Here is a 19,993-nt window from a genome sequence, read left to right as displayed (position 1 = left end):
TTCTCCCTCCTTTGAAAAAGGAGGGTTGGGGGATGACTAAAAGAAGAAAATATGACCTTATCTGACCTACCTGAAATCCAAATTACTCGAAATATTCGATCTACTCGGTTGCGACTTCGCGTAGAGCCCACACAGATCAAAGTCACCGCACCTATATTTTGCACACAAGGTCAAATTCAAAATTTTATTCAGCAATCTGAACAATGGCTCATTCAAACTTGGCAAAAACAACAAGCTCAGATGGTCAATATTGATCGAACATTGCCCAGTGAACTGAATATATTTGATTTAGTGCAGCCGTTAAAGATCATCTATCGTACTCAAAAAAAATCTTATGATTGGGATCAAAGTCAAAATTTGTTAATGATTAGTGATCGTGCACCCGAACAATACTTAAAAGCCTTTGTGATTGCCTATGCGAAACAAGCATTGCCTGCTTATCTCGCTCAAGTAAGTGCTGAATGTGATTTGCTATTTAAGCTGTGTTCAATTCGTCAACCGAAAACACGATGGGGCAGTTGTAATGCAAGACATGACATCATGTTAAATAGTGCGTTGGTGTTATATCCCAAAGAAATTACTCGGTATGTTTGTGTGCATGAGCTGGTACATACACGACATTTTGATCATAGTACTTCATTTTGGAATTTAGTTGAAAAGTATGATCCAAACTATAAAGCGAATAGAAAGCAATTAAAGCAGAAACCTTTACCATATTGGTGGAACTAAAGGCACAATATAAGTGCTATTTCAATCTTATTAGAATTCATTTAATTAGAATGCCGAGTATCGAAAATTAGAGTGAATCATCATTTTGACTGAAAAAGGCATAAGCGTAGAGTCAGCTTACTTTTAATGGGTGTTTGATATTATTAAGCAAAATTAAATATTAATAGATATTTTTAATCGTAAAAATATGAAGTGAAAAGGATTTAACGATTAGGAAAGATTTAAAAAATTAAAATTGTTGTTATTTTTGTATGGTTGAATAATCTTATATTAATTGAATAAAATTCATAAAAAAAGCCTAAGAGAAAGTTAAGGCAACACCCTAATTTTTCCCCTAGGCCTTTAGTTAATCGCGATTAAACGATAACTTTAACTAGGCTGGCAATGTAAGTCCAACCACGGTTATTTAAGCTTTCTTGAGTTTTTGCGCTGAAGTTTAAAACAGTAGCTTCAAGGCGGTTTACAATATCATCACCAATAAGTCTAACACCGTCTGCAACTAGACCAGCACCAGAGATAGCTAAGATTTCTTCTTGAGTAAGTTCTACAGGTTTGTTGTTCATTGTTCATTCCTTGGTTGTTTAATTAAGTAAAAACCATACTGTGTAAAATTTATAAATATGGTTTTAAATGTGCTTTAAACGGTGTGTTTAAGTCACATACACATCTTTTCATTTTGGCAAAATAAAACAATTAACTTTGGTTACCGTGGTGTAATTTTAAGTTAATAAAAACTAAATAATTCACACTTTATTTACATTCAAATTGACGCTTTTTAGTCTAATCAATTGTTTTTGTTTTAATCATTTGAGATTTACCGTTTATCGGCAAATTTATTGCAGAAATATTGATGAGTTAAGCAAATTTAAAGAATAAGTGAGAAGTGTATCAAGTCTAGAACTGTTTTTAGCAATTTTAAAGAATATTTCAATTTGATGTGAATTATTGATTATGTTCGATATTTCAAAATTAAGGATAATCTGTTGTGAGGGCGTTATTTTTCGTGACTTTTATATTAATTATTTAAATGAAATTATGTGAAAATTAATCCATCATTGCGCTATGTTTGACTCAAGCTTGATGGTTTCGAGTCATGTACATGCAATTTGTGAATCAATAAGCTAAAAGGTGTTCTTGTGCGCACATCTTCAAGATCACCCTATTCTATTGTTGTAGAGCAATCTAGCATAGCAATTCAGTTCGGTCATTTGCATTTCGAAAGCATGTTGATGGCACTAAAGACATTTCCAAGTTACAGAATCTAGAAAATCAATGATTAAAAAAGTAAAACAGTTCAGAAAATCCTGACTTCCTGTCATAATGTGGAGCAATAAATAGATTGTTTCAAATAGAGGTATAAATCGTGATTTCAGTTGGTATTGTCGGCGGTACAGGATATACAGGCGTTGAATTGTTGCGTCTTTTACTACGACACCCAAATGTACAAGTAAATGTACTGACTTCGCGTACTGAAAATGGCCGTCGTGTGGATGACATGTTCCCAAGTCTGCGTGGGCATACTGACTTGCATTATTCAGACCTTGACATTGAAACATTAAAACAATGTGATGTTGTATTTTTTGCTACACCGCATGGTGTTGCGATGAAGCATGCAGAAGAGCTTCTTGCAGCCAATACCAAAGTCATCGACTTGGCAGCGGACTTCCGTTTGCAAAATCTGGAACAGTTTGAGAAATGGTACGGCATGCAACATGCTTGCCCTGAAATCTTAAAAGATTCGGTATATGGTTTATCAGAGCTTAATCGTGAACAGATTAAAAAAGCTCAAGTGATTGGTAATCCAGGATGTTACCCAACTACAGTACAGTTGGGTTTAGCACCACTTTTTAAGCAAAAAGAAGCTTTGGTTAAACCTGAAACTATTATTATTGATGCGAAGTCTGGGGTATCTGGTGCCGGACGTAAAGCAAGCTTGGGTATGATTTATTCTGAAAATTCAGATAATTTTAAAGCCTATGGTGTTGCTGGGCATCGTCACCATCCTGAAATCGTTGAAGCATTAGAAAATATCTCTGGCTTAAAAGATGTGTTTAACCACATTGTATTTGTCCCACATTTGGTGCCTATGATTCGCGGTATGCTGAGTACAATTTACGTTGATCTAACAGATGCTGGCGATCAATTGGATATACAAGCTTTGTATGAGCAATTCTATGCCAATGAAAATTTTGTTGATGTTATGCCAGAAAACAGTTCACCTGAAACACGTTCAGTCCGTGGTGCAAATCAACTGCGTATCGCACTGTATAAACCACAGCCGAAGAAATTGATTGTTTTGTCCGTTCAAGATAATTTAGTCAAAGGTGCAGCAGGACAGGCTGTGCAAAATATGAATTTAATGTTTGGTTTTGCTGAAGATGCTGGTTTACAGGGCATTGGATTATTACCATAAGAAACGCTTTTCAACTTCACACACATTTAACTTTAGCGTTAAATGTGTGGTTGCAATTAAATAAGATCAGAGATGACGATGCAAAATACTGAAACGAATATAACGTCACAGCATAATCAAAATCGCAAACATGGTGCGGTTTATAACAACATGCCATTACTGGTTGGTGGTGCAGTGTTATGTATGGGCAGTTTATTGTTGGGTTATACAGTAGGACATCGCCAAGGCTTAACTGTGGTGGGTTATGATGCAGATGCTGAACAGTTGGTTGAAGTTGTAGAAAAGCAAAAAAATGAACTTCAAACTTTAAATAAAAGTTTGAATTTGGCTGTTCAAGAGCGTGATGTTGCAGTGACAAATTCGAATGATATGTTTACTGCGCTAAATCAAGCGAAATCTGAACGTACCCAAATGCAAGGGATGAGTTCAATTTACCGTGAAGTGTTACGTCAGCGTGGTGGATTAAGCTTAACTGTACAAAATCTGATGGTGAAACCTTTGCCTGAAAATGCGTATGAATACCAACTGGATTTAATTCAAGTAAGTCCAACTAAACGCCGTGCTTCAGGTAATTTAGAAATTCGATTGATTCAAGGTACTGAAGTTCTTGTGGTTCCATTAGAAAACAAAAACTTTAACTTTGATGATTATGAGCGTTTGACTGGTCGTTGGACCATGCCTAAGGGATTCAATCCACAATTTATTGAGGTGCGTTTACAAGGTGCATCATCCGTCATCAAACGTTTTAGTTGGCAACAGGGGCAGCCTGTTGAAAATACAGCGGCATTCGCTGCTGAAGTTCCTCAAGCTGCAGCAAATTCACAATAGGTATATAGATTTAGAAAATTATGCGAAGATATAAGCGTCAAATGTGCTTAAATGAAATTAAGTCCTCATTTCAACAATCAGGTTATGTCGATTGGCATGTAAATCCACGCTTAAGTGATTCGCAAAATGAAGATGCGGATGGCGATATTGCAGTGCAAACAGCGCCACCTCAATTTAAACGTCCACCCTTATATGCCGCCGTTTTAATGAACGATGACTATACCCCGATGGACTTTGTTATTGAAATTTTACAACAATACTTTGCTTTGAATCTTGACCAAGCCACGCAAGTAATGCTAACAGTACATTATGAAGGTAAGGGTGTTGCTGGCGTCTATCCAAGAGACATCGCGGAGACGAAAGCAAACCAAGTTAATAATTACGCTCGATCTCAAGGCCATCCACTGCTTTGTCAGATAGAGCCACAAGAATAAGGGGATCTCATGCTTAGTCGTCAATTAGAAGTATCGCTACGCTTGGCTGTAAGCATGGCTCGTCAAAAGAGACATGAGTTTCTTACAGTAGAACATTTGTTATTGGCTCTTTTAGACAATGACTCAGCAGTAAACGCCTTGAAAGCTTGTGGCGCTGAAATTGTGAGTCTGCGTAAAGAATTAGAAGAATATGTTGAACAACATACGCCTAAATTAGCCGAAAATAACGAACAAGCACCACATCCGACCGAAAGTTTTGATCGAATTTTGCAACGTGCAATTTTCCATGTTCAATCGAGTGGTGGAGACCGTACGGTTGAAGGTGCAGATGTATTGGTTGCGATGTATTCTGAGCGTGACTCATTTGCTGTGTACTTGCTCAAACGTCATCAAATTAATCGTTTAACACTGACTCAATATTTATCTCATGGCGGTCGTAAAGATGAGATTCAAATTGAAGAAGAAAATGAAGATTTAGATGGGGAAACAGGTGCATCTGCCAATGCAGGTCCTTTAGAGCTTTATACCGTCAATCTGAACATCGAAGCGCAAAAAGGTAAAACTGATCCGTTGATTGGTCGTGAAAAAGAAATTGAGCGAACTGCACAAATTTTATGTCGTCGCCGTAAAAACAATCCTTTGTTGGTGGGTGATCCTGGTGTAGGTAAAACCTCAATTGCTGAAGGGTTGGCATGGTTAATCGTGAACGGTAAAGCCCCTAAACCTCTAGAAGATGCTGAAGTCTTTAGCTTAGATATCGGTTCTTTGGTTGCAGGCACAAAATACCGTGGTGATTTTGAAAAGCGTTTAAAACAACTGTTAAATGCATTGAAAAAGAAACCAGAAGCGATCCTCTTTATTGATGAAATTCATATGATCATTGGTGCGGGCTCAAGTATGGGCAGTACCATGGATGCTTCGAATTTGATCAAGCCTGCTTTGGCCAATGGTTCATTGCGCTGCATTGGTTCAACGACTTTCCAAGAATATCGTCAAGTTTTTGAAAAAGATCATGCATTGTCACGTCGTTTCCAGAAAGTTGATGTCAATGAGCCATCGATTTCAGAAACCATTGATATTTTACGTGGTTTAAAATCGAAATTTGAAGAGTTTCATCATGTTCAATATGATGATGCATCTTTAGTTTCTGCTGTTGAATTATCTGCAAAATTTATCAATGATCGCTTCTTGCCAGATAAAGCGATTGATGTCATTGATGAGGCAGGTGCACAGCGCCGATTAAAAGCACAGATGGATGACAGCTTAATTACTGTTGAAAATATTGAAGATATTGTATCGAAAATTGCACGAATTCCGTCAAAAACTGTCTCTAAAGATGATAAGACTGTATTAGAGTTCCTAGAGCGTGATTTAAAACGTGTGGTCTTCGGTCAAGATGAAGCAATCAGTGTTCTCGCTTCAGCGATTAAATTGTCACGTGCAGGTTTGAAAGCACCAGATAAGCCAGTGGGTAATTTTGTTTTTGCTGGACCAACAGGTGTCGGTAAAACCGAAGTGACCAAACAATTGGCTAAATTGTTGGGTGTGGAACTTGTACGTTTTGATATGTCTGAATATATGGAACGACATGCAGTTTCACGTTTGATTGGTGCACCTCCAGGTTATGTGGGATATGATCAAGGTGGATTGCTGACTGACGCTATTCATAAAAACCCACACTGTGTGTTATTGCTGGATGAAATTGAAAAAGCACATCCAGATGTCTTTAACTTGTTGCTTCAAGTGATGGACCATGGTTCATTGACAGATAACAATGGTCGTAAGTCAGATTTCCGTAATGTGATTATTGTCTTAACCACAAATATTGGTGCTGAAAGTATTTCTCGAACAAGTATTGGCTTTACAGAGCAAGACAACAGTAAAGACAATCAAGATGCGATGAAAAAAGCGTTCTCTCCAGAGTTTAGAAACCGTCTTGATGGTGTAATCCAATTTAAATCACTTCCTCCTGTGGTGATTGAGTCTGTGGTTGATAAGTTCTTAACAGAACTTCAAGCTCAGTTGGATGACAAGAAAGTCGTGATTGAGGTCGACAAGCACGCACGTGAATGGCTGATTGAAAATGGCTATGACAAGTTGATGGGTGCTCGTCCGATGCAGCGTCTTATTCAAGAGCACTTGAAGAAACCATTAGCTGAGATGATCCTATTTGGTGAATTGGCTGAAAATGGCGGAAACGTGGCTGTGACTGTGAAGAAAGAAAATGGTAAGGCAGTGGGTCTCAAACTCGAAGTTTTTGAAGATCAAACCGCTGAACCAGCCTAGATTATCAGTCAAATCTTAAAACCTTCAAATCAAAAAAAGACTCGTTTTGAAACGGGTCTTTTTTATAACTCAATGCTATTCATAATGTAGGAAGATTCATATCATTAGTTATCTGTGGGTTGAAACTGAAAAATGTGATTTGAACTATACAATTTAAACTATGTTAAATTATGCTGAAGCTGACATGTAAACCAAATCAATGGAAATTCAATTTTATAAAATTCTAACGACTTTTTTTCTATTCTTTATCACGGCTATTGCTGAAATCTTAGGCTGTTATTTTCCATACTTGATCTTAAATCAGGGTAAAACACAGTGGTTATGGATACCGACAGCATTGAGTTTGATGGTATTTGTATGGTTGTTGACCTTACATCCAGCCGCCTCTGGACGTATATATGCAGCTTATGGCGGGATTTATATTTTTACTGCATTGTTATGGTTGAAGTATGTTGACCAAGTTGCTTTGAGCCGTTGGGATCTATTGGGTGGTTTGGTGGTGATGATTGGCGCATCTATAATAATTTTACAACCACAAGGTTTAGTTCGGTAGTATGCGTATATTGAATTCAACAGCTAAAATTCAGGTGACCTTTTTAACTGTTGAATGCTAACATATGCAGGTTTAAATTAAACCTCGCGTATCAGTCTGTCCATTTAAGTGTCTATTCATTTAAGCATGTATATATCTAAGACCTAATGAATCTAGGTTTTTCTTTTTAATCAAGGTTTTTTAATCAAAGCTTTTCAATTTAAGCAACGATCAAAATTTACATTCACTATTTTTAATTTTGAAGCTGTAATTTTTGAGCGTTGAACTCAATGTGATATTGACGGTATAAGGATTTGAACGTTGAAAATGATGCTCAAAAAGCTGGTCGCAATTTTGAATTAAATTATGCTGTATTGAAGATTTAAATTTTTTCTCACCGATATTTTGAATAAATTGAGCAAAGTCTGGAGTGGTAATGCGACCTTGAAGATTGAGATGATCTGCATAAAGCTCAATTTTTTCTAGAAGTGTATTTTGATCAAGCTGATAGGGCATAACACGTGAATCTTCAACACTAATGGATTTTAAAATTTCATTGAGCGCTGTTTTATTTGCAATTTTATAATCCTGCTGAATGATCTTTTTTTCAATAAGAAATTGATCAAGTTCTGATGCATGAGCGCAATGTATTGAGGTCGAGATTAGGCTGAAAGCAGCGAAGAATAGAGTATTTGAGCGCATAAGAATCACATAAATTATTTATGGTTTTATTATTAACATGAATCCATGAAAAAAGCACCCTGAGGTGCTTTTTTAAATCTAAAAAATGTTGCTTAATCTTTTTTTAGATTCTCATTGATTAAAAATTCAACCAATGCTTTTTGGGCGTGTAAGCGATTTTCTGCTTCATCCCAAACCACAGCATTTTTGTGTTCAAGAAGATTTTCAGAAATTTCTTCACCACGGTGAGCAGGTAGGCAGTGCATAAATAAACAATCAGGGTGTGCTAAATCCATAAGGCGTTCGTTGACTTGATAATCAGCAAATGCTTTTTCACGGATTTTTTGTTCTTCTTCTTGCCCCATGCTCGCCCAAACATCTGTCACGATAAGGTCAGCATTGACTGCAGCATCTTCAGCTGAATTGACAAGTTCTACACAGTGAGCAAATTCAGATAAAAATTCAGGCTTTGGTTCATAGCCTTTTGGAGAGGCGATCTTTAACTTAAAGCCCCACATATGTGCAGCTTCAATGTATGAATTACACATATTATTGCCATCACCAATCCAAGCTACGGTTTTACCTTCAATTGAGCCGCGGTGCTCAACAAATGTTTGTACATCTGCAAGCAATTGGCAAGGGTGGTGGTCATCAGTTAATGCATTAATCACAGGAACTTTAGAGTATTCAGCAAAACGAGTCACGATGTCATGGCCGAAGGTACGGATCATCACAACGTCAAGCATGCTTGAAATCACACGTGCAGAATCTTCGATCGGTTCACCACGACCAAGTTGTGTATCACGAGATGATAGGAAAATTGCGCTACCACCAAATTGGGTCATACCTGCTTCGAATGATACACGAGTACGTGTGCTCGATTTTTCGAAGATCATTCCCATTACTTTACCAACGAATGGTTGGAAAATCTCATTGTTGTGCTGCATACGCTTGAGTTCTTGCGCACGCTCGATAATACGGTTTAGTTCTGCTGTTGAGAGATCTCGTAAAGTAAGAAAATGTCGTAGAGCCATGGTTACTCCACAATAATTGTAATGCCGACAATACATCGACAAGCAATTGATTGTTGGTTAGTGAAAAATTGAGAATCGACTAATATACTATAAGTGCAAAGAATTGCAAAAAAACTAGCGTTTTTGGTGACCGTCTAAGAAGCGATCTACACAATAACTCACATAGTTGGTGATTTCTTGATCTGACTCGGTGATTGGTATATTCATTAAAATACGCCATTCCAAATCTCTTAAGATACCGAAATATAATTTTGCGGAATAAAGTGGATTTTCACAACAAAGAAGCCCGTTTTTATTTGCATTTTCTAAAGCATTGGCAATGGCGGATTGAATCTGTTTAGGACCTTGTTCATGAATATATGACGCGAGTTCAGTGCTTCTTTGGGTTTGCTCGATAATGAGACGTAAAAATGCGATATTTTCTGCTTTTCTTAGATGGTTATAAAAGTTGAAAAGCGTAGTAATTAAATAAGTTCTCAAATTTTCCGATTCATTTAAATATGTGGAGCAAATGTCTTGGAAAAATAAATTACGGCGGTAATCACATATTGCTGTAAAGAGTCCTTCTTTACTCCCAAAATATTTATAAATTGAAGCCTTAGAACCTCCAGCATGTTGAACAACATCATCTAAGCTCACAGCATCATAACCACGTTCTAGAAATAGCGTGGTTGCACTCAATAAAAGCGCCAAACGACGTTCTTGACCACGACGTGTCTGTGGAATATCGCATACTGTAGCTTTACATTGATCCAATTCATTGAGCATAGTGATAGTGAGTTCACTCCAGTTTTATTAAATTGATTATAGCAAACTTGTCCATACTAATGCATTGCTCAGTCAGATTAATCAAATCGTGATAAATTGTAAAAAAATGAATGAATATTCATTTTTATATGACTAAAGTTTTAGAGTAAAAAACCTAAAAGGTCATTTCAGTGAAAAAAAATCTGGGTATACTCAGATTTCGATAATTATAGAAATACTGTGGAAAAGGGATATGACAAAATTAACGTCTGCAGGCTTAAGATTTAGACAAGCATTGGAAGTTGAAAAGCCACTTCAAATCATGGGTACTGTAAATGCCTATGCAGCCATGATGGCGAAGCAGGTGGGATATAAAGCGATTTATTTGTCTGGTGCGGGTGTTGCCAATTATTCCTATGGACTTCCAGATTTGGGTATGACCAGCTTAGACAATGTTCTTGAAGATGTACGTCGTATCACTGAACGTGTAGATACTCCCTTATTGGTCGATATCGATACTGGCTGGGGTGGTGCTTTTAATATTGCACGTGCAATCAAGCAAATGACTGCTGCGGGTGCTGCTGCTGTTCATATTGAAGATCAAGTGGCGCAAAAGCGTTGTGGGCATCGTCCAAATAAAGAAATCGTGTCACAACAAGAAATGGTTGATCGGATTAAAGCGGCTGTAGATGCAAAAACAGATTCTGATTTTGTGGTTATGGCACGTACGGATGCGTTGCAAAAAGAAGGTTTAAGTGCAGTGATCGACCGTGCTTGCGCATGTGTGGAAGCGGGTGCAGATGCTATTTTTGCAGAAGCAATGACTGACATTACCATGTATAAAACAGTATGTGATGCTGTGGGTGTGCCTGTTTTGGCAAATATTACTGAGTTTGGTGATACGCCATATTACACTACAGAAGAACTTGCTGAACAAGGGATTGCAATGGTGCTTTATCCATTGTCAGCAACTCGTGCGATGCAAAAAGCTGCTTTAGAAGTTATGCGTTCTGTTCGTAAAGAAGGAACTCAAGTGAATGTTTTAGACATTATGCAACAACGTAAAGAGTTGTATGAATTCTTGGATTATCACACTTTTGAAAATACCTTAGATAAATTATTTAAGCAGGAGCATTAAAAAAATGGCTGAAGGAAAAGTACTTACAGGCGCTGGTCTGCGCGGTCAAGTGGCAGGTAAAACAGCACTATCAACAGTGGGCAAAAGTGGTGCAGGCTTAACCTACCGTGGTTATGATGTACAGGACTTGGCTGAAAACTGTCAATTTGAAGAGGTTGCTTATTTAATCTTCTTTGGTGAACTACCAACGGCTGAACAGCTTCAAATCTATAAAGCGAAACTTAAATCTCTACGTGCTTTACCACAAGCGTTGAAAGAAGTGCTTGAACGTATTCCAGCGGATTCTCATCCAATGGATGTGATGCGTACAGGTGTTTCAATGCTTGGTAATATTGAGACTGAAAAATCATTTGATGAACAGCAAGATGTTGCAGACCGTATTTTAGCGACATTGCCTGCGATCATTTGCTATTGGTATCGTTTTAGCCATGATGGTGTACGTATCGAAGAAAATACAGATGATGATTCAATTGGTGCTCAATTCTTGCATTTACTTCGAGGTGAAAAACCAAATGAGTTGCATGAACAAGTAATGAATGTATCGCTTATTCTGTATGCAGAGCATGAGTTTAACGCATCTACATTTACTGCGCGTGTGTGTGCTTCAACACTTTCAGACATGCATTCATGTATTACCGGTGCAATTGGTTCACTTCGTGGTCCTTTGCATGGTGGTGCGAATGAAGCTGCGATGGAAATGATTGAAAATTGGACATCACCAGAAGAAGCTGAACGTGAAATGCTGGGCAAACTTGAGCGCAAAGAAAAAATCATGGGCTTTGGTCATGCCATCTATAAAGATAATGATCCACGTAATGGTATTATTAAAATTTGGTCTGAGCGTTTAGCAAAAGATGTAGGGGATACTGTACTTTATCCAGTGTCTGTACGCTGTGAAGAAGTAATGTGGCGTGAAAAGAAATTGTTCTGTAATGCTGATTTCTTCCATGCATCTGCGTATCACTTTATGGGTATTCCAACCAAACTGTTTACCCCTATTTTTGTGATGTCACGTGTAACAGGTTGGGCAGCACATGTGATGGAGCAACGTGCAGATAATCGTATTATTCGTCCAAGTGCGGATTATACTGGCCCTGAATTACGCAAAGTTGTTCCAATTGAGCAGCGTACTGCAGCTTAATCTGTTAGCAGAAATATCATCTGATATTTCCTATACATTTAAGATAAAAAATTGAAATAAAAACGTCTGATGAATCTCATTGGGCGTTTTTTAATTAGAAATCATTCAAAAAATAACCATAACTGATATGTTATTTTTATCGTTAAGAAAGTGTTGAGTCGTGAAATTTCAATTGTAAAACTCATAACAAAAGCACCTTTTCAGGAAAAGGAGATTGCTCAATTGGTGAAAGATTTAAATAAAATTTAAATCTCCGATTTTAAAGTTTTTATGTAATATTTTTTTCGAAAACTAAATATTTATTTCAAGACAACAGTTTTGAATGTGGTTTTAGGAATTAATAACACGCTTTCTTCGCGATAAAAGCCTGAATCAAAAGGATAGGCGAGTGAGCTAAATGTAGCGATGATTCCTTTATTGTCGGGGAGTAGATAAGCTTGTTTAAGTTTGATATCAGTTGAATAGTGAATAAGATTTTGAGGAGTCGTTTGAAACTTTTCCGTGGAAATCATAAATTGGGTGGTATAAATTGTACTGAATTGAGCAGTATCGTCATGCTGTGAAGAATTTTGCGCTAAGACATCAATTTTGAGTGTGTTGAAATCTAAAGGTTGTAATTTTTTTAGCTCTTTTTTGAGTGTCATCAGTGTTTGACTGAAATGTTTCGCATCATGGATCTCTAGGTATTTTGCAGTACCTAAGGGTTGCTTCAATTCCTTATCTTTTAGATTGTGAGCATAAATATGTTGCTCTGAATTGCTATGAACCTTTGATTCAAAGACATACACATTTTTTGTTTTGGGAGAATAGCCGAGAATGTCTAAATCAACATTGTAATATTGTTGAGCTGAAGCGATGCTACTGTGACTTAAGCAAAATAATAAAGTGAAAATTGGTAATAAAATTGTGCGCATTTGACATCTCGATTATGATTATTCTTGTGGTATTAATAATACAGCATCTTCCTTAATATAACCCGTTTCTGTGGGTATGCCTAAATATTGAATCACTGCAATTTGAGCTTGTTTCATTTTTTTAGGCGTTTGATAAATATAATTTATTTGAATGGGTTTGTTTTGGTAATTGATCAAATTTTGTTTTGCACTTTGAAACTTTTGTCGATTGGTGCGGTTATAAATTTGATATTGAACCGTTTGTTTTGTCACTTTTTCTTCAGGTGCGTTTAGCCAGTAATGACCAAGCTGGGTATTTTGATGAATAATTTTCAATTGACTGTTTTGTTTCGACACAGGAACAATCGGTTTTAATCTTTTTTGAATTTTTGCGATTTCATCTAAGGTTTTTTGCGATGCTGCTTCATAGTTTCGACTATTCATTTTAGTGTAAATCGATTTAACTTCTATGGGTTTTTCAGGTGATTTTCCATTGAGTAGAAAATAATACAAGGTCGGTAATCGACCAGATTCATCATTGTAATGACGCAAAAAATAAATTTTTTGATCTACTGGGTCGGCACCCAAAATATCAACGTGTTCAGGTCCACCTACTGTTGCATAAAGCGTGATTGGGTAGAAGCCAAGTGCCAATACGAGTGCCGAATATATTCTTTTCATGGTGGTGTGTCGTACGTTGTAATTTTTGATTGAGCATAAACTACACAGCGAAGAAAAAAAAGAAGATTTAATTCGTTGGCTATGATCAATCAAATAATGAGTCATTGTTAATGAAATTATTGATTCACTATTTATATTAAATTTTATATAAAACTTTGGGTTATCTCGTGTTTAATAAAACGACAACTTAAATAATCTGCTTGTTTTTATATGCTTCTTCATTATGGTGATTGAATGTGGAAATTATGAGCGGCAAGAACAATTGGATGTTGATATATGGTGGTCTAGGTTGGGGATTAAGCATGGCCTTATTTTTTTCAATTTTACGTTGGATTGAATATAAGCCACCTGCTTTTGGCTCTCATTATTTACTTTTTCTGATTTGCATCATATGTGGTATTGCTTGGGGTATTTTTATGATCAAGCTTGATCATAAAAAACAAGAGTTGAATATCTCATTTGCATCTTTTTTAAAGTCTATGCTTGTGCTGTTCTTATCACTTTGTATTTATGGTTTATGTTTTAGGTATATTCTCATTCCTGCTCAGTTGCAAAGTACAATGATAAGCACCCTAATTTTGGTTGCTTTAATTTGCATTGCTTTGATTATCGATAAAAAATTGGTGTCCAATCGTCATCTATCCTGAATTCATGCTGAATTCGGCATGAATAGAATCAAAAGAGTAATGAGTAATAGATCATAGTGTTCTATATAAAAAATAAAGCCTTTAAAAGGCTTTATTTTTCAATATAAAGTTAATCTGTTAAAGAGGCGATTTCCTCTTCGTCATCTTCAGCAATATCCATACCGAGCTCTTTGAGTTTTCGAGTCAATGTATTGCGTCCCCAACCCAAAAGTTCAGCAGCATGACGTTTGCGACCACGTGTTTGTTGTAGTGCAGCATTAATCAAGGTGCGTTCAAACATGGGTGTTGCAATATCCAGTAACTTCATTTCACCATTTTTCAGTTTTTGAATGGCCCATTGGTTAAGTAGTTCATCCCAATGCTGAATCATGACTCGATCTGAATGTGCTGTCGCTGGATTTGCATCATCAGATTTTTGAATTGGAATTTGTTTCAATTCAGTTGGTAAATCTTCAGGATAAACTTCACGACCTGTGATCATCACTGTAAGCCAGCGACAGGTATTTTCAAGCTGGCGTACGTTGCCTTGCCATGGAAGCTGTTGCATATATTCCACGGTTTCAGGACGCAAAATTTTAGGACTAACGCTCAATTCTTTGCCTGCACGTGCCAAGAAGTGTTGTGCAAGCATTGGAATATCTTCAGAGCGATGTGCTAATTTTGGAATATGAATGCGAATCACGTTTAAACGATGGTACAAGTCTTCACGGAAGCGACCGTCTTGAACTAGCTTTTCAAGATCTTGATGTGTTGCCGCTACAATACGTACATCAACACGAACAGGGATGTGACCGCCTACACGATAAAACTCGCCATCGGCTAAAACACGCAATAAACGCGTTTGAGTTTCAAATGGCATGTCACCAATTTCATCGAGAAATAGCGTACCGCCATTGGCTTGTTCAAAGCGACCTTGGCGCTGTGAATTTGCACCTGTGAATGCGCCTTTTTCATGACCAAACAACTCAGTTTCGATCAAGTCTTTCGGAATTGCTGCCATATTTAGTGCAATAAAAGGCTTGCTGCTACGAGGTGAATGTCGATGCAATGCATGTGCAACCAATTCTTTCCCTGTGCCAGACTCACCATTAATTAGCACAGTAATGTGAGATTGCGATAAACGACCAATGGCGCGAAACACTTCCTGCATTGCAGGTGACTCACCAATAATTTCGGTCGATTGAATCGGTTGAACAGTTTTTGCAGATTCTTGTTGTTGAAGTTTGTTGATGTGCATAATGGCACGATTCACCAATGCCAATGCTTCATCAATATCAAAGGGTTTAGGTAAATATTCAAACGCACCAGTTTGGTAACTTGACACTGCAGATTCTAAATCAGAGTGTGCTGTCATAATGATGACAGGTAAGTCGGGATAACTTCCTTTCACTTTGCCTAAAAAAGTTAAGCCATCAATGCCCGGCATACGAATATCAGTCAGAATGACATCAGGTGCATCGTCAGCCAGTTGGTCCAAAGCCGATTGTGCTTCTTCAAAGCTGGTCACATCAAAACCTTCTTCTTTAAAAGTTTTTTCTAGAACCCAGCGCATGGCGCGATCATCATCAATCACCCAAATTTTATTTCGCGTCATGGTTTAACTCCCAAGGTAAATATAAGCTAAAGACTGTTTTTCCTGGAATGGATTGGCATTCAATCATTCCGTTATGTTGATGCATAATATTTTGAGCAATACTTAAACCTAAGCCTGTTCCTTTTGCTCGGCCAGTGACTAAAGGATAGAACACTGATTCTATGATGTCTTCTGGTACGCCTGGACCATTGTCTTGGATGTCGATTCGAATCACAGAACGATGGAGTACACCATTGATTGTGATTAGGCGTTGTACACGTGTTTTAAGTAACAGCTCAGGTTGCTGTTCAATAAAGTAATCTTTATTTTCTGTCATGGCTTGAACAGCATTTGCACAAATGTTGAGCATTACTTGAATCAGTTGATCTCGATCGGCTTTAACCGAAGGCAAAGACAAATCATAGTCACGTGTAATTTTAATTTTTTTCTTGGTTTGGTTGGCAATCAGTGATCGTACACGCTCAAGGGGTTCATGAATGTTGACCCATTCATAACTTGGTAATTGGCGTGAACCGAGCATGGTATCCGCTAGATTTCTTAAACGATCAACTTCACTAATAATAATGTCGGTAAATTCATTGTATTGAGGGTCATTTAAACTGCGTGCAAGCAATTGCGTTGCACCACGAATGCCACCCAATGGATTCTTAATTTCATGGGCAACCCCTCGAATCAGCTGTCGAGCCACTTGATGCTGTTGAATAAGATTCTCTTCTTTGGAAATCTTGAGCATACGATCGATTGGATTAAGCTCGATCAATAAAAGTGGGTGATATTCTTTACCTGTGTTTAAGCGCACCACGGAGTAGTCAACATGCATGTCTTTAAAGTTGACACTGATCAATGCCTCACGACGTGTATAGGTTTGACCTGTTGTTAATGTATTGGTTAACGCTTCGTAAGTGTCAAAGCTATCATCAGGTGACTGAAGTATATTTAATACAGACTGACCCGATGCACGTAACAAGCTGACATCAAATAATGCCTCGCAAGAAGAATTTAGATAAAAAATATTTAAATTTTTGTCGGCCAAAAGTATCGCAGTCGTTAAATTGTCGACAAGCAGGCGATAGTCAATTGTCGTTTGTTCTTCCATTCGGTCAAAAATCCTGTGTTAAAATAGCGCAATGTTCTCGAGATCTCATTTGATAATTGCTCATTAAAAGGGATTTATTGAGATTAAGCGTCCTTAAATAAAGCAAAATGCAAGCCAACTTTGAAATCACCCTTGGTTGGTAATTTAAATGAGGGTGCTGAGCTGCAAAGTTTATGCTTTATTCTCAAGTTATTTAGAGAACCATCTTACTTTAAAAAGTTTATGTTCCATAATGGTGCATTTATAATATTGTTAAAATAAAATAGAAATATTTTGGTGCGATAATAAATCTGCGCGGTTTGCAACTGTTTTTATGGCTAGAAAAGACATACAATACGCGGATTATAGTGGAGCGCAGATTCATGAGATCCCCCAAAGTCGGTTTTGTTTCTTTAGGTTGTCCTAAGGCATTGGTCGATTCAGAACGAATTTTAACTCAGTTAAAGACTGAAGGTTATGATGTGGCGTCAGATTATGACGGTGCTGATTTAGTTGTTGTAAATACCTGTGGTTTTATTGAATCTGCAGTACAAGAGTCGTTAGATGCAATCGGCGAAGCCATGAGTGCAAATGGTCGTGTGATTGTGACAGGCTGTTTAGGTAAAGACGAAGACAAAATTCGCCAAATGCATCCAAATGTCCTAAAAGTGACAGGTGCAGCGGCATATCAAGAAGTGATGGAAGCAGTACATCAATATGTACCTGAACCTCCAAAGCATAATCCGTTTATTGATCTTGTTCCTGAGCAAGGTATTCGTTTAACGCCAAAACATTATGCATACTTAAAAATATCGGAAGGCTGTAACCATCGTTGCACATTCTGCATTATTCCAAGCATGCGTGGTGACTTGGTGTCACGACCTGTCGGTTCAGTATTGTCAGAAGCTCAAGCCTTGAAAAAAGCAGGTGTGCGTGAAGTTTTAGTGATTTCACAAGATACTTCAGCTTATGGTGTAGATACCAAGTACAAACTTGATTTTTGGAATGGTCAGCCTGTTAAAACCAAATTCTATGACATGTGTGAAGCATTGGGTCAGTTAGGCATTTGGGTGCGTTTGCATTACGTCTATCCGTATCCACATGTGGATGCTGTGATTGACTTGATGGCACAAGGCAAGATCCTTCCATATTTAGACATTCCTTTTCAACATGCCAGTCCGCGCATCTTAAAATTGATGAAGCGACCAGCTCATAGTGAAAATACATTGGAACGTTTGAAGTTGTGGCGTGAAAAATGCCCTGAACTTGTGATTCGCTCAACATTCGTTGTGGGCTTCCCAGGTGAAACTGAAGAAGACTTCCAAATGTTATTGGATTGGTTGAAAGAAGCTCAATTGGATCGAGTTGGTTGTTTCACTTACTCACCTGTTGAAGGTGCGACTGCCAATGATTTGCCAGATCATGTGCCTGAAGAAATCAAACAAGAACGTTATGAACGCTTTATGGAAGTTCAACAAGCCATTTCGGCTGCTAAATTGCAAAAGCGTATTGGTCAAACCATGACTGTGCTTGTTGACGACTTAGATGAAGAGTTCCCTGTTGCAATTGCGCGTTCTTATGCAGATGCCCCTGAGATTGATGGTAATGTGTTTGTTGAAGATATCGATAAGAGCTTAATTAAAGCAGGTGATTTACTTGAAGTCGAAATCACAGATGCCGATGAATATGATTTATTTGCGAAATTGATCCAAATCAAATCAGCGTAATAAATGAATAGATAAAGATTTAAATTAAATAATTTGGAGTTTGATGATGTTGGATTCTAAAAAGCCGCGTTACTCGCGCATCTTGTTGAAACTTTCTGGTGAGGCACTTGCTGGAAATAAAGACATGGGTATCGATGCTCAAGTCCTAGACCAAATGTCATTGGCAATTGCACACTTAGTTGGTTTGGGTGTTCAGGTCGGTATTGTGGTTGGTGGCGGTAACTTATACCGTGGTAGCCAATTACAACAAGATGGCTTGGTTGGTCGTGTAACAGGTGACCAAATGGGTATGCTTGCAACGGTGATGAATGGATTGGCATTACGTGATGCTTTAGTACGACGTAACATCAAAACCCGTTTAATGTCAGCTTTACCAATTGGTACTGTGGTGGAGTCATACTCAAGTCGTGATGCGATTCGTCATCTTTCTCAAGGTGAGGTATGTGTATTTGTTGCAGGTACGGGTAATCCATTCTTTACTACAGATACAGCTGCATGCTTACGTGGTATTGAAATTGAAGCAAATCTTATTTTGAAAGCAACAAAAGTTGATGGTGTCTATAACAAAGACCCAAGCAAATATGAAGATGCAGTGAAATACGACACATTAACATTCGACCAAGTGTTGGATGAAAAATTAGGTGTAATGGATTTAACTGCGATTTGTTTATGCCGTGATCACCATGTGCCATTACAAGTATTCGATATGAATAAATCTGGTGCATTGCTTTCAGTTGTTATGGGTGAAAAAGAGGGTACTCACGTTACAAACTAATGTACGTGAGGGTTAAAGCTCTTTATACTAACCGCAATTTAAGTTTAACACTTTAGATAAATTAAGTAAGGAAGATCATATGATTAACGATCTTAAAAAAGACAGCGAAGCACGCATGAATAAGACTTTAGAGTCTTTAGAGCAAGGTTTTGCGAAAGTACGTACAGGCCGTGCGCACCCATCTATCTTAAATGGCGTGATGGTTCCTTACTATGGTTCAGACGTTCCTTTAAACCAAGTGGCAAACGTAGGTGTGGAAGATTCACGTACTTTAGTGGTTCAACCATTTGAACGTACAATGGTGTCTGCAATTGATAAAGCGATTCGTGAATCAGATTTGGGCTTAAACCCAATTACAGCTGATGCAATTCGCGTACCTATGCCTGCATTGACAGAAGAAACACGTCGTGACATGCAAAAAGTTGCGCGTAACGAAGCTGAAAATGCCAAAGTTGCGATTCGTAATATCCGTCGTGATGTTTTAGGTGATATCAAAGCATTATTGAAAGAAAAAGAAATTTCTGAAGATGATGAGCGCCGTGCAGGTGATGACATTCAAAAAATCACAGACAAGTTTGTTGCTGAAGTAGACAAACGCCTTGCCGCTAAAGAAGCTGAATTAATGAAGGTCTAAGCTT

At 37.7% G+C, this 19,993-nt stretch carries 19 protein-coding genes; 11 read left to right on the top strand and 8 right to left on the bottom strand.

The genetic code is table 11. The features are described 5' to 3' along the window. The first annotated feature begins 51 nt into the window (after positions 1 to 51). The gene (locus G8E00_RS08760; protein WP_166223765.1) at positions 52 to 729 is read left to right on the top strand and encodes a M48 family metallopeptidase; all 678 of its coding nucleotides are present in this window, start codon (positions 52 to 54) and stop codon (positions 727 to 729) included. 356 nt (positions 730 to 1,085) lie between these two features. Here G8E00_RS08760 and G8E00_RS08755 read toward each other — a convergent pair whose 3' ends face one another. Then, a complete protein-coding gene (locus G8E00_RS08755; protein ID WP_166009750.1) occupies positions 1,086 to 1,292 on the bottom strand; it encodes a hypothetical protein in 207 nt (68 codons plus the stop codon). Between the two features lie 800 nt (positions 1,293 to 2,092). On the opposite strand from G8E00_RS08755, the gene argC reads away from it, so the two are divergent. From argC to G8E00_RS08730, 5 genes are all read left to right on the top strand, one after another. Further along, positions 2,093 to 3,142: an N-acetyl-gamma-glutamyl-phosphate reductase gene (gene argC / locus G8E00_RS08750; RefSeq protein WP_166009752.1), complete on the top strand. Its 1,050-nt coding sequence runs from the start codon at positions 2,093 to 2,095 to the stop codon at positions 3,140 to 3,142. Positions 3,143 to 3,220: 78 nt separating this feature from the next. Further along, positions 3,221 to 3,970 (top strand): DUF6776 family protein, encoded by a 750-nt coding sequence (locus G8E00_RS08745; RefSeq protein WP_166223763.1) that lies wholly within the window; start codon positions 3,221 to 3,223, stop codon positions 3,968 to 3,970. A 20-nt stretch (positions 3,971 to 3,990) separates the two neighbouring features. After that, positions 3,991 to 4,404, top strand: a complete 414-nt coding sequence (clpS, locus tag G8E00_RS08740; RefSeq protein WP_166009755.1) for an ATP-dependent Clp protease adapter ClpS — start codon at positions 3,991 to 3,993, stop codon at positions 4,402 to 4,404. A gap of 9 nt (positions 4,405 to 4,413) precedes the next feature. After that, on the top strand, positions 4,414 to 6,690 hold the full coding sequence (clpA, locus tag G8E00_RS08735) for an ATP-dependent Clp protease ATP-binding subunit ClpA (protein ID WP_166009757.1): 2,277 nt from the start codon (positions 4,414 to 4,416) through the stop codon (positions 6,688 to 6,690). 199 nt (positions 6,691 to 6,889) lie between these two features. Then, positions 6,890 to 7,243: a YnfA family protein gene (locus G8E00_RS08730; protein ID WP_166223761.1), complete on the top strand. Its 354-nt coding sequence runs from the start codon at positions 6,890 to 6,892 to the stop codon at positions 7,241 to 7,243. A 210-nt stretch (positions 7,244 to 7,453) separates the two neighbouring features. Here the strand turns inward: G8E00_RS08730 and G8E00_RS08725 are convergent, their stop codons facing one another. From G8E00_RS08725 to G8E00_RS08715, 3 genes are all read right to left on the bottom strand, one after another. Next, positions 7,454 to 7,924: a hypothetical protein gene (locus G8E00_RS08725; protein ID WP_166223759.1), complete on the bottom strand. Its 471-nt coding sequence runs from the start codon at positions 7,922 to 7,924 to the stop codon at positions 7,454 to 7,456. 92 nt (positions 7,925 to 8,016) lie between these two features. Next, positions 8,017 to 8,937 carry an ornithine carbamoyltransferase gene (gene argF / locus G8E00_RS08720; protein ID WP_166009763.1) on the bottom strand — a complete coding sequence of 307 codons (921 nt, stop codon included), beginning with the start codon at positions 8,935 to 8,937 and terminating at the stop codon, positions 8,017 to 8,019. Between the two features lie 114 nt (positions 8,938 to 9,051). Then, the gene (locus tag G8E00_RS08715; protein ID WP_166223757.1) at positions 9,052 to 9,705 is read right to left on the bottom strand and encodes a TetR/AcrR family transcriptional regulator; all 654 of its coding nucleotides are present in this window, start codon (positions 9,703 to 9,705) and stop codon (positions 9,052 to 9,054) included. 232 nt (positions 9,706 to 9,937) lie between these two features. On the opposite strand from G8E00_RS08715, the gene prpB reads away from it, so the two are divergent. After that, a complete protein-coding gene (gene prpB, locus G8E00_RS08710; RefSeq protein ID WP_166223755.1) occupies positions 9,938 to 10,822 on the top strand; it encodes a methylisocitrate lyase in 885 nt (294 codons plus the stop codon). Between the two features lie 4 nt (positions 10,823 to 10,826). Further along, on the top strand, positions 10,827 to 11,963 hold the full coding sequence (prpC, locus tag G8E00_RS08705; RefSeq protein ID WP_166009769.1) for a bifunctional 2-methylcitrate synthase/citrate synthase: 1,137 nt from the start codon (positions 10,827 to 10,829) through the stop codon (positions 11,961 to 11,963). A 299-nt stretch (positions 11,964 to 12,262) separates the two neighbouring features. On the opposite strand, the gene G8E00_RS08700 is transcribed toward prpC, so the two are convergent. The 4 genes from G8E00_RS08700 to glnL form a co-directional block, all read right to left on the bottom strand. Continuing rightward, positions 12,263 to 12,877: a hypothetical protein gene (locus G8E00_RS08700; protein WP_166223753.1), complete on the bottom strand. Its 615-nt coding sequence runs from the start codon at positions 12,875 to 12,877 to the stop codon at positions 12,263 to 12,265. A gap of 18 nt (positions 12,878 to 12,895) precedes the next feature. Then, entirely contained in the window at positions 12,896 to 13,537 is a 642-nt protein-coding gene (locus G8E00_RS08695) for an aminotransferase (RefSeq protein ID WP_166223751.1), read from the bottom strand. 756 nt (positions 13,538 to 14,293) lie between these two features. Further along, positions 14,294 to 15,778, bottom strand: a complete 1,485-nt coding sequence (glnG, locus tag G8E00_RS08690; RefSeq protein WP_166009777.1) for a nitrogen regulation protein NR(I) — start codon at positions 15,776 to 15,778, stop codon at positions 14,294 to 14,296. After that, positions 15,765 to 16,874 (bottom strand): nitrogen regulation protein NR(II), encoded by a 1,110-nt coding sequence (gene glnL, locus G8E00_RS08685; protein ID WP_166009779.1) that lies wholly within the window; start codon positions 16,872 to 16,874, stop codon positions 15,765 to 15,767. The genes glnG and glnL overlap by 14 nt, the downstream gene beginning before the upstream one ends. A 362-nt stretch (positions 16,875 to 17,236) precedes the next feature. Between glnL and rimO the strand changes: the two genes are divergently transcribed. The 3 genes from rimO to frr all read left to right on the top strand — a co-directional run bounded on the left by rimO (position 17,237) and on the right by frr (position 19,989). Then, the gene (gene rimO, locus G8E00_RS08680; RefSeq protein WP_166009781.1) at positions 17,237 to 18,580 is read left to right on the top strand and encodes a 30S ribosomal protein S12 methylthiotransferase RimO; all 1,344 of its coding nucleotides are present in this window, start codon (positions 17,237 to 17,239) and stop codon (positions 18,578 to 18,580) included. A 46-nt stretch (positions 18,581 to 18,626) separates the two neighbouring features. After that, on the top strand, positions 18,627 to 19,355 hold the full coding sequence (gene pyrH / locus G8E00_RS08675) for a UMP kinase (RefSeq protein ID WP_166009783.1): 729 nt from the start codon (positions 18,627 to 18,629) through the stop codon (positions 19,353 to 19,355). A 79-nt stretch (positions 19,356 to 19,434) separates the two neighbouring features. Then, entirely contained in the window at positions 19,435 to 19,989 is a 555-nt protein-coding gene (gene frr, locus G8E00_RS08670) for a ribosome recycling factor (protein WP_166009786.1), read from the top strand. Positions 19,990 to 19,993 lie beyond the last annotated feature (4 nt).

Origin of the sequence: Acinetobacter shaoyimingii, from assembly GCF_011578045.1 — a bacterium.
GTDB classification, from domain to species: domain Bacteria; phylum Pseudomonadota; class Gammaproteobacteria; order Pseudomonadales; family Moraxellaceae; genus Acinetobacter; species Acinetobacter shaoyimingii.
The sequence above is the reverse complement of the archived record's forward strand: the minus strand, read 5'-3'. Positions and strand labels throughout refer to the sequence as shown.

Bases quoted from the DNA above. Each gene is read 5' to 3' on its own strand.
- G8E00_RS08695 (WP_166223751.1), bottom strand. From the start codon at position 13,537: ATGAAAAGAATATATTCGGCACTCGTATTGGCACTTGGCTTCTACCCA.
- G8E00_RS08755 (WP_166009750.1), bottom strand. From the start codon at position 1,292: ATGAACAACAAACCTGTAGAACTTACTCAAGAAGAAATCTTAGCTATC.
- prpC (WP_166009769.1), top strand. From the start codon at position 10,827: ATGGCTGAAGGAAAAGTACTTACAGGCGCTGGTCTGCGCGGTCAAGTG.
- G8E00_RS08715 (WP_166223757.1), bottom strand. From the start codon at position 9,705: ATGCTCAATGAATTGGATCAATGTAAAGCTACAGTATGCGATATTCCA.
- prpB (WP_166223755.1), top strand. From the start codon at position 9,938: ATGACAAAATTAACGTCTGCAGGCTTAAGATTTAGACAAGCATTGGAA.
- glnL (WP_166009779.1), bottom strand. From the start codon at position 16,874: ATGGAAGAACAAACGACAATTGACTATCGCCTGCTTGTCGACAATTTA.
- clpA (WP_166009757.1), top strand. From the start codon at position 4,414: ATGCTTAGTCGTCAATTAGAAGTATCGCTACGCTTGGCTGTAAGCATG.
- glnG (WP_166009777.1), bottom strand. From the start codon at position 15,778: ATGACGCGAAATAAAATTTGGGTGATTGATGATGATCGCGCCATGCGC.
- rimO (WP_166009781.1), top strand. From the start codon at position 17,237: ATGAGATCCCCCAAAGTCGGTTTTGTTTCTTTAGGTTGTCCTAAGGCA.
- pyrH (WP_166009783.1), top strand. From the start codon at position 18,627: ATGTTGGATTCTAAAAAGCCGCGTTACTCGCGCATCTTGTTGAAACTT.
- argF (WP_166009763.1), bottom strand. From the start codon at position 8,937: ATGGCTCTACGACATTTTCTTACTTTACGAGATCTCTCAACAGCAGAA.
- G8E00_RS08730 (WP_166223761.1), top strand. From the start codon at position 6,890: ATGGAAATTCAATTTTATAAAATTCTAACGACTTTTTTTCTATTCTTT.
- G8E00_RS08745 (WP_166223763.1), top strand. From the start codon at position 3,221: ATGCAAAATACTGAAACGAATATAACGTCACAGCATAATCAAAATCGC.
- frr (WP_166009786.1), top strand. From the start codon at position 19,435: ATGATTAACGATCTTAAAAAAGACAGCGAAGCACGCATGAATAAGACT.
- G8E00_RS08725 (WP_166223759.1), bottom strand. From the start codon at position 7,924: ATGCGCTCAAATACTCTATTCTTCGCTGCTTTCAGCCTAATCTCGACC.
- clpS (WP_166009755.1), top strand. From the start codon at position 3,991: ATGCGAAGATATAAGCGTCAAATGTGCTTAAATGAAATTAAGTCCTCA.
- G8E00_RS08760 (WP_166223765.1), top strand. From the start codon at position 52: ATGACCTTATCTGACCTACCTGAAATCCAAATTACTCGAAATATTCGA.
- G8E00_RS08700 (WP_166223753.1), bottom strand. From the start codon at position 12,877: ATGCGCACAATTTTATTACCAATTTTCACTTTATTATTTTGCTTAAGT.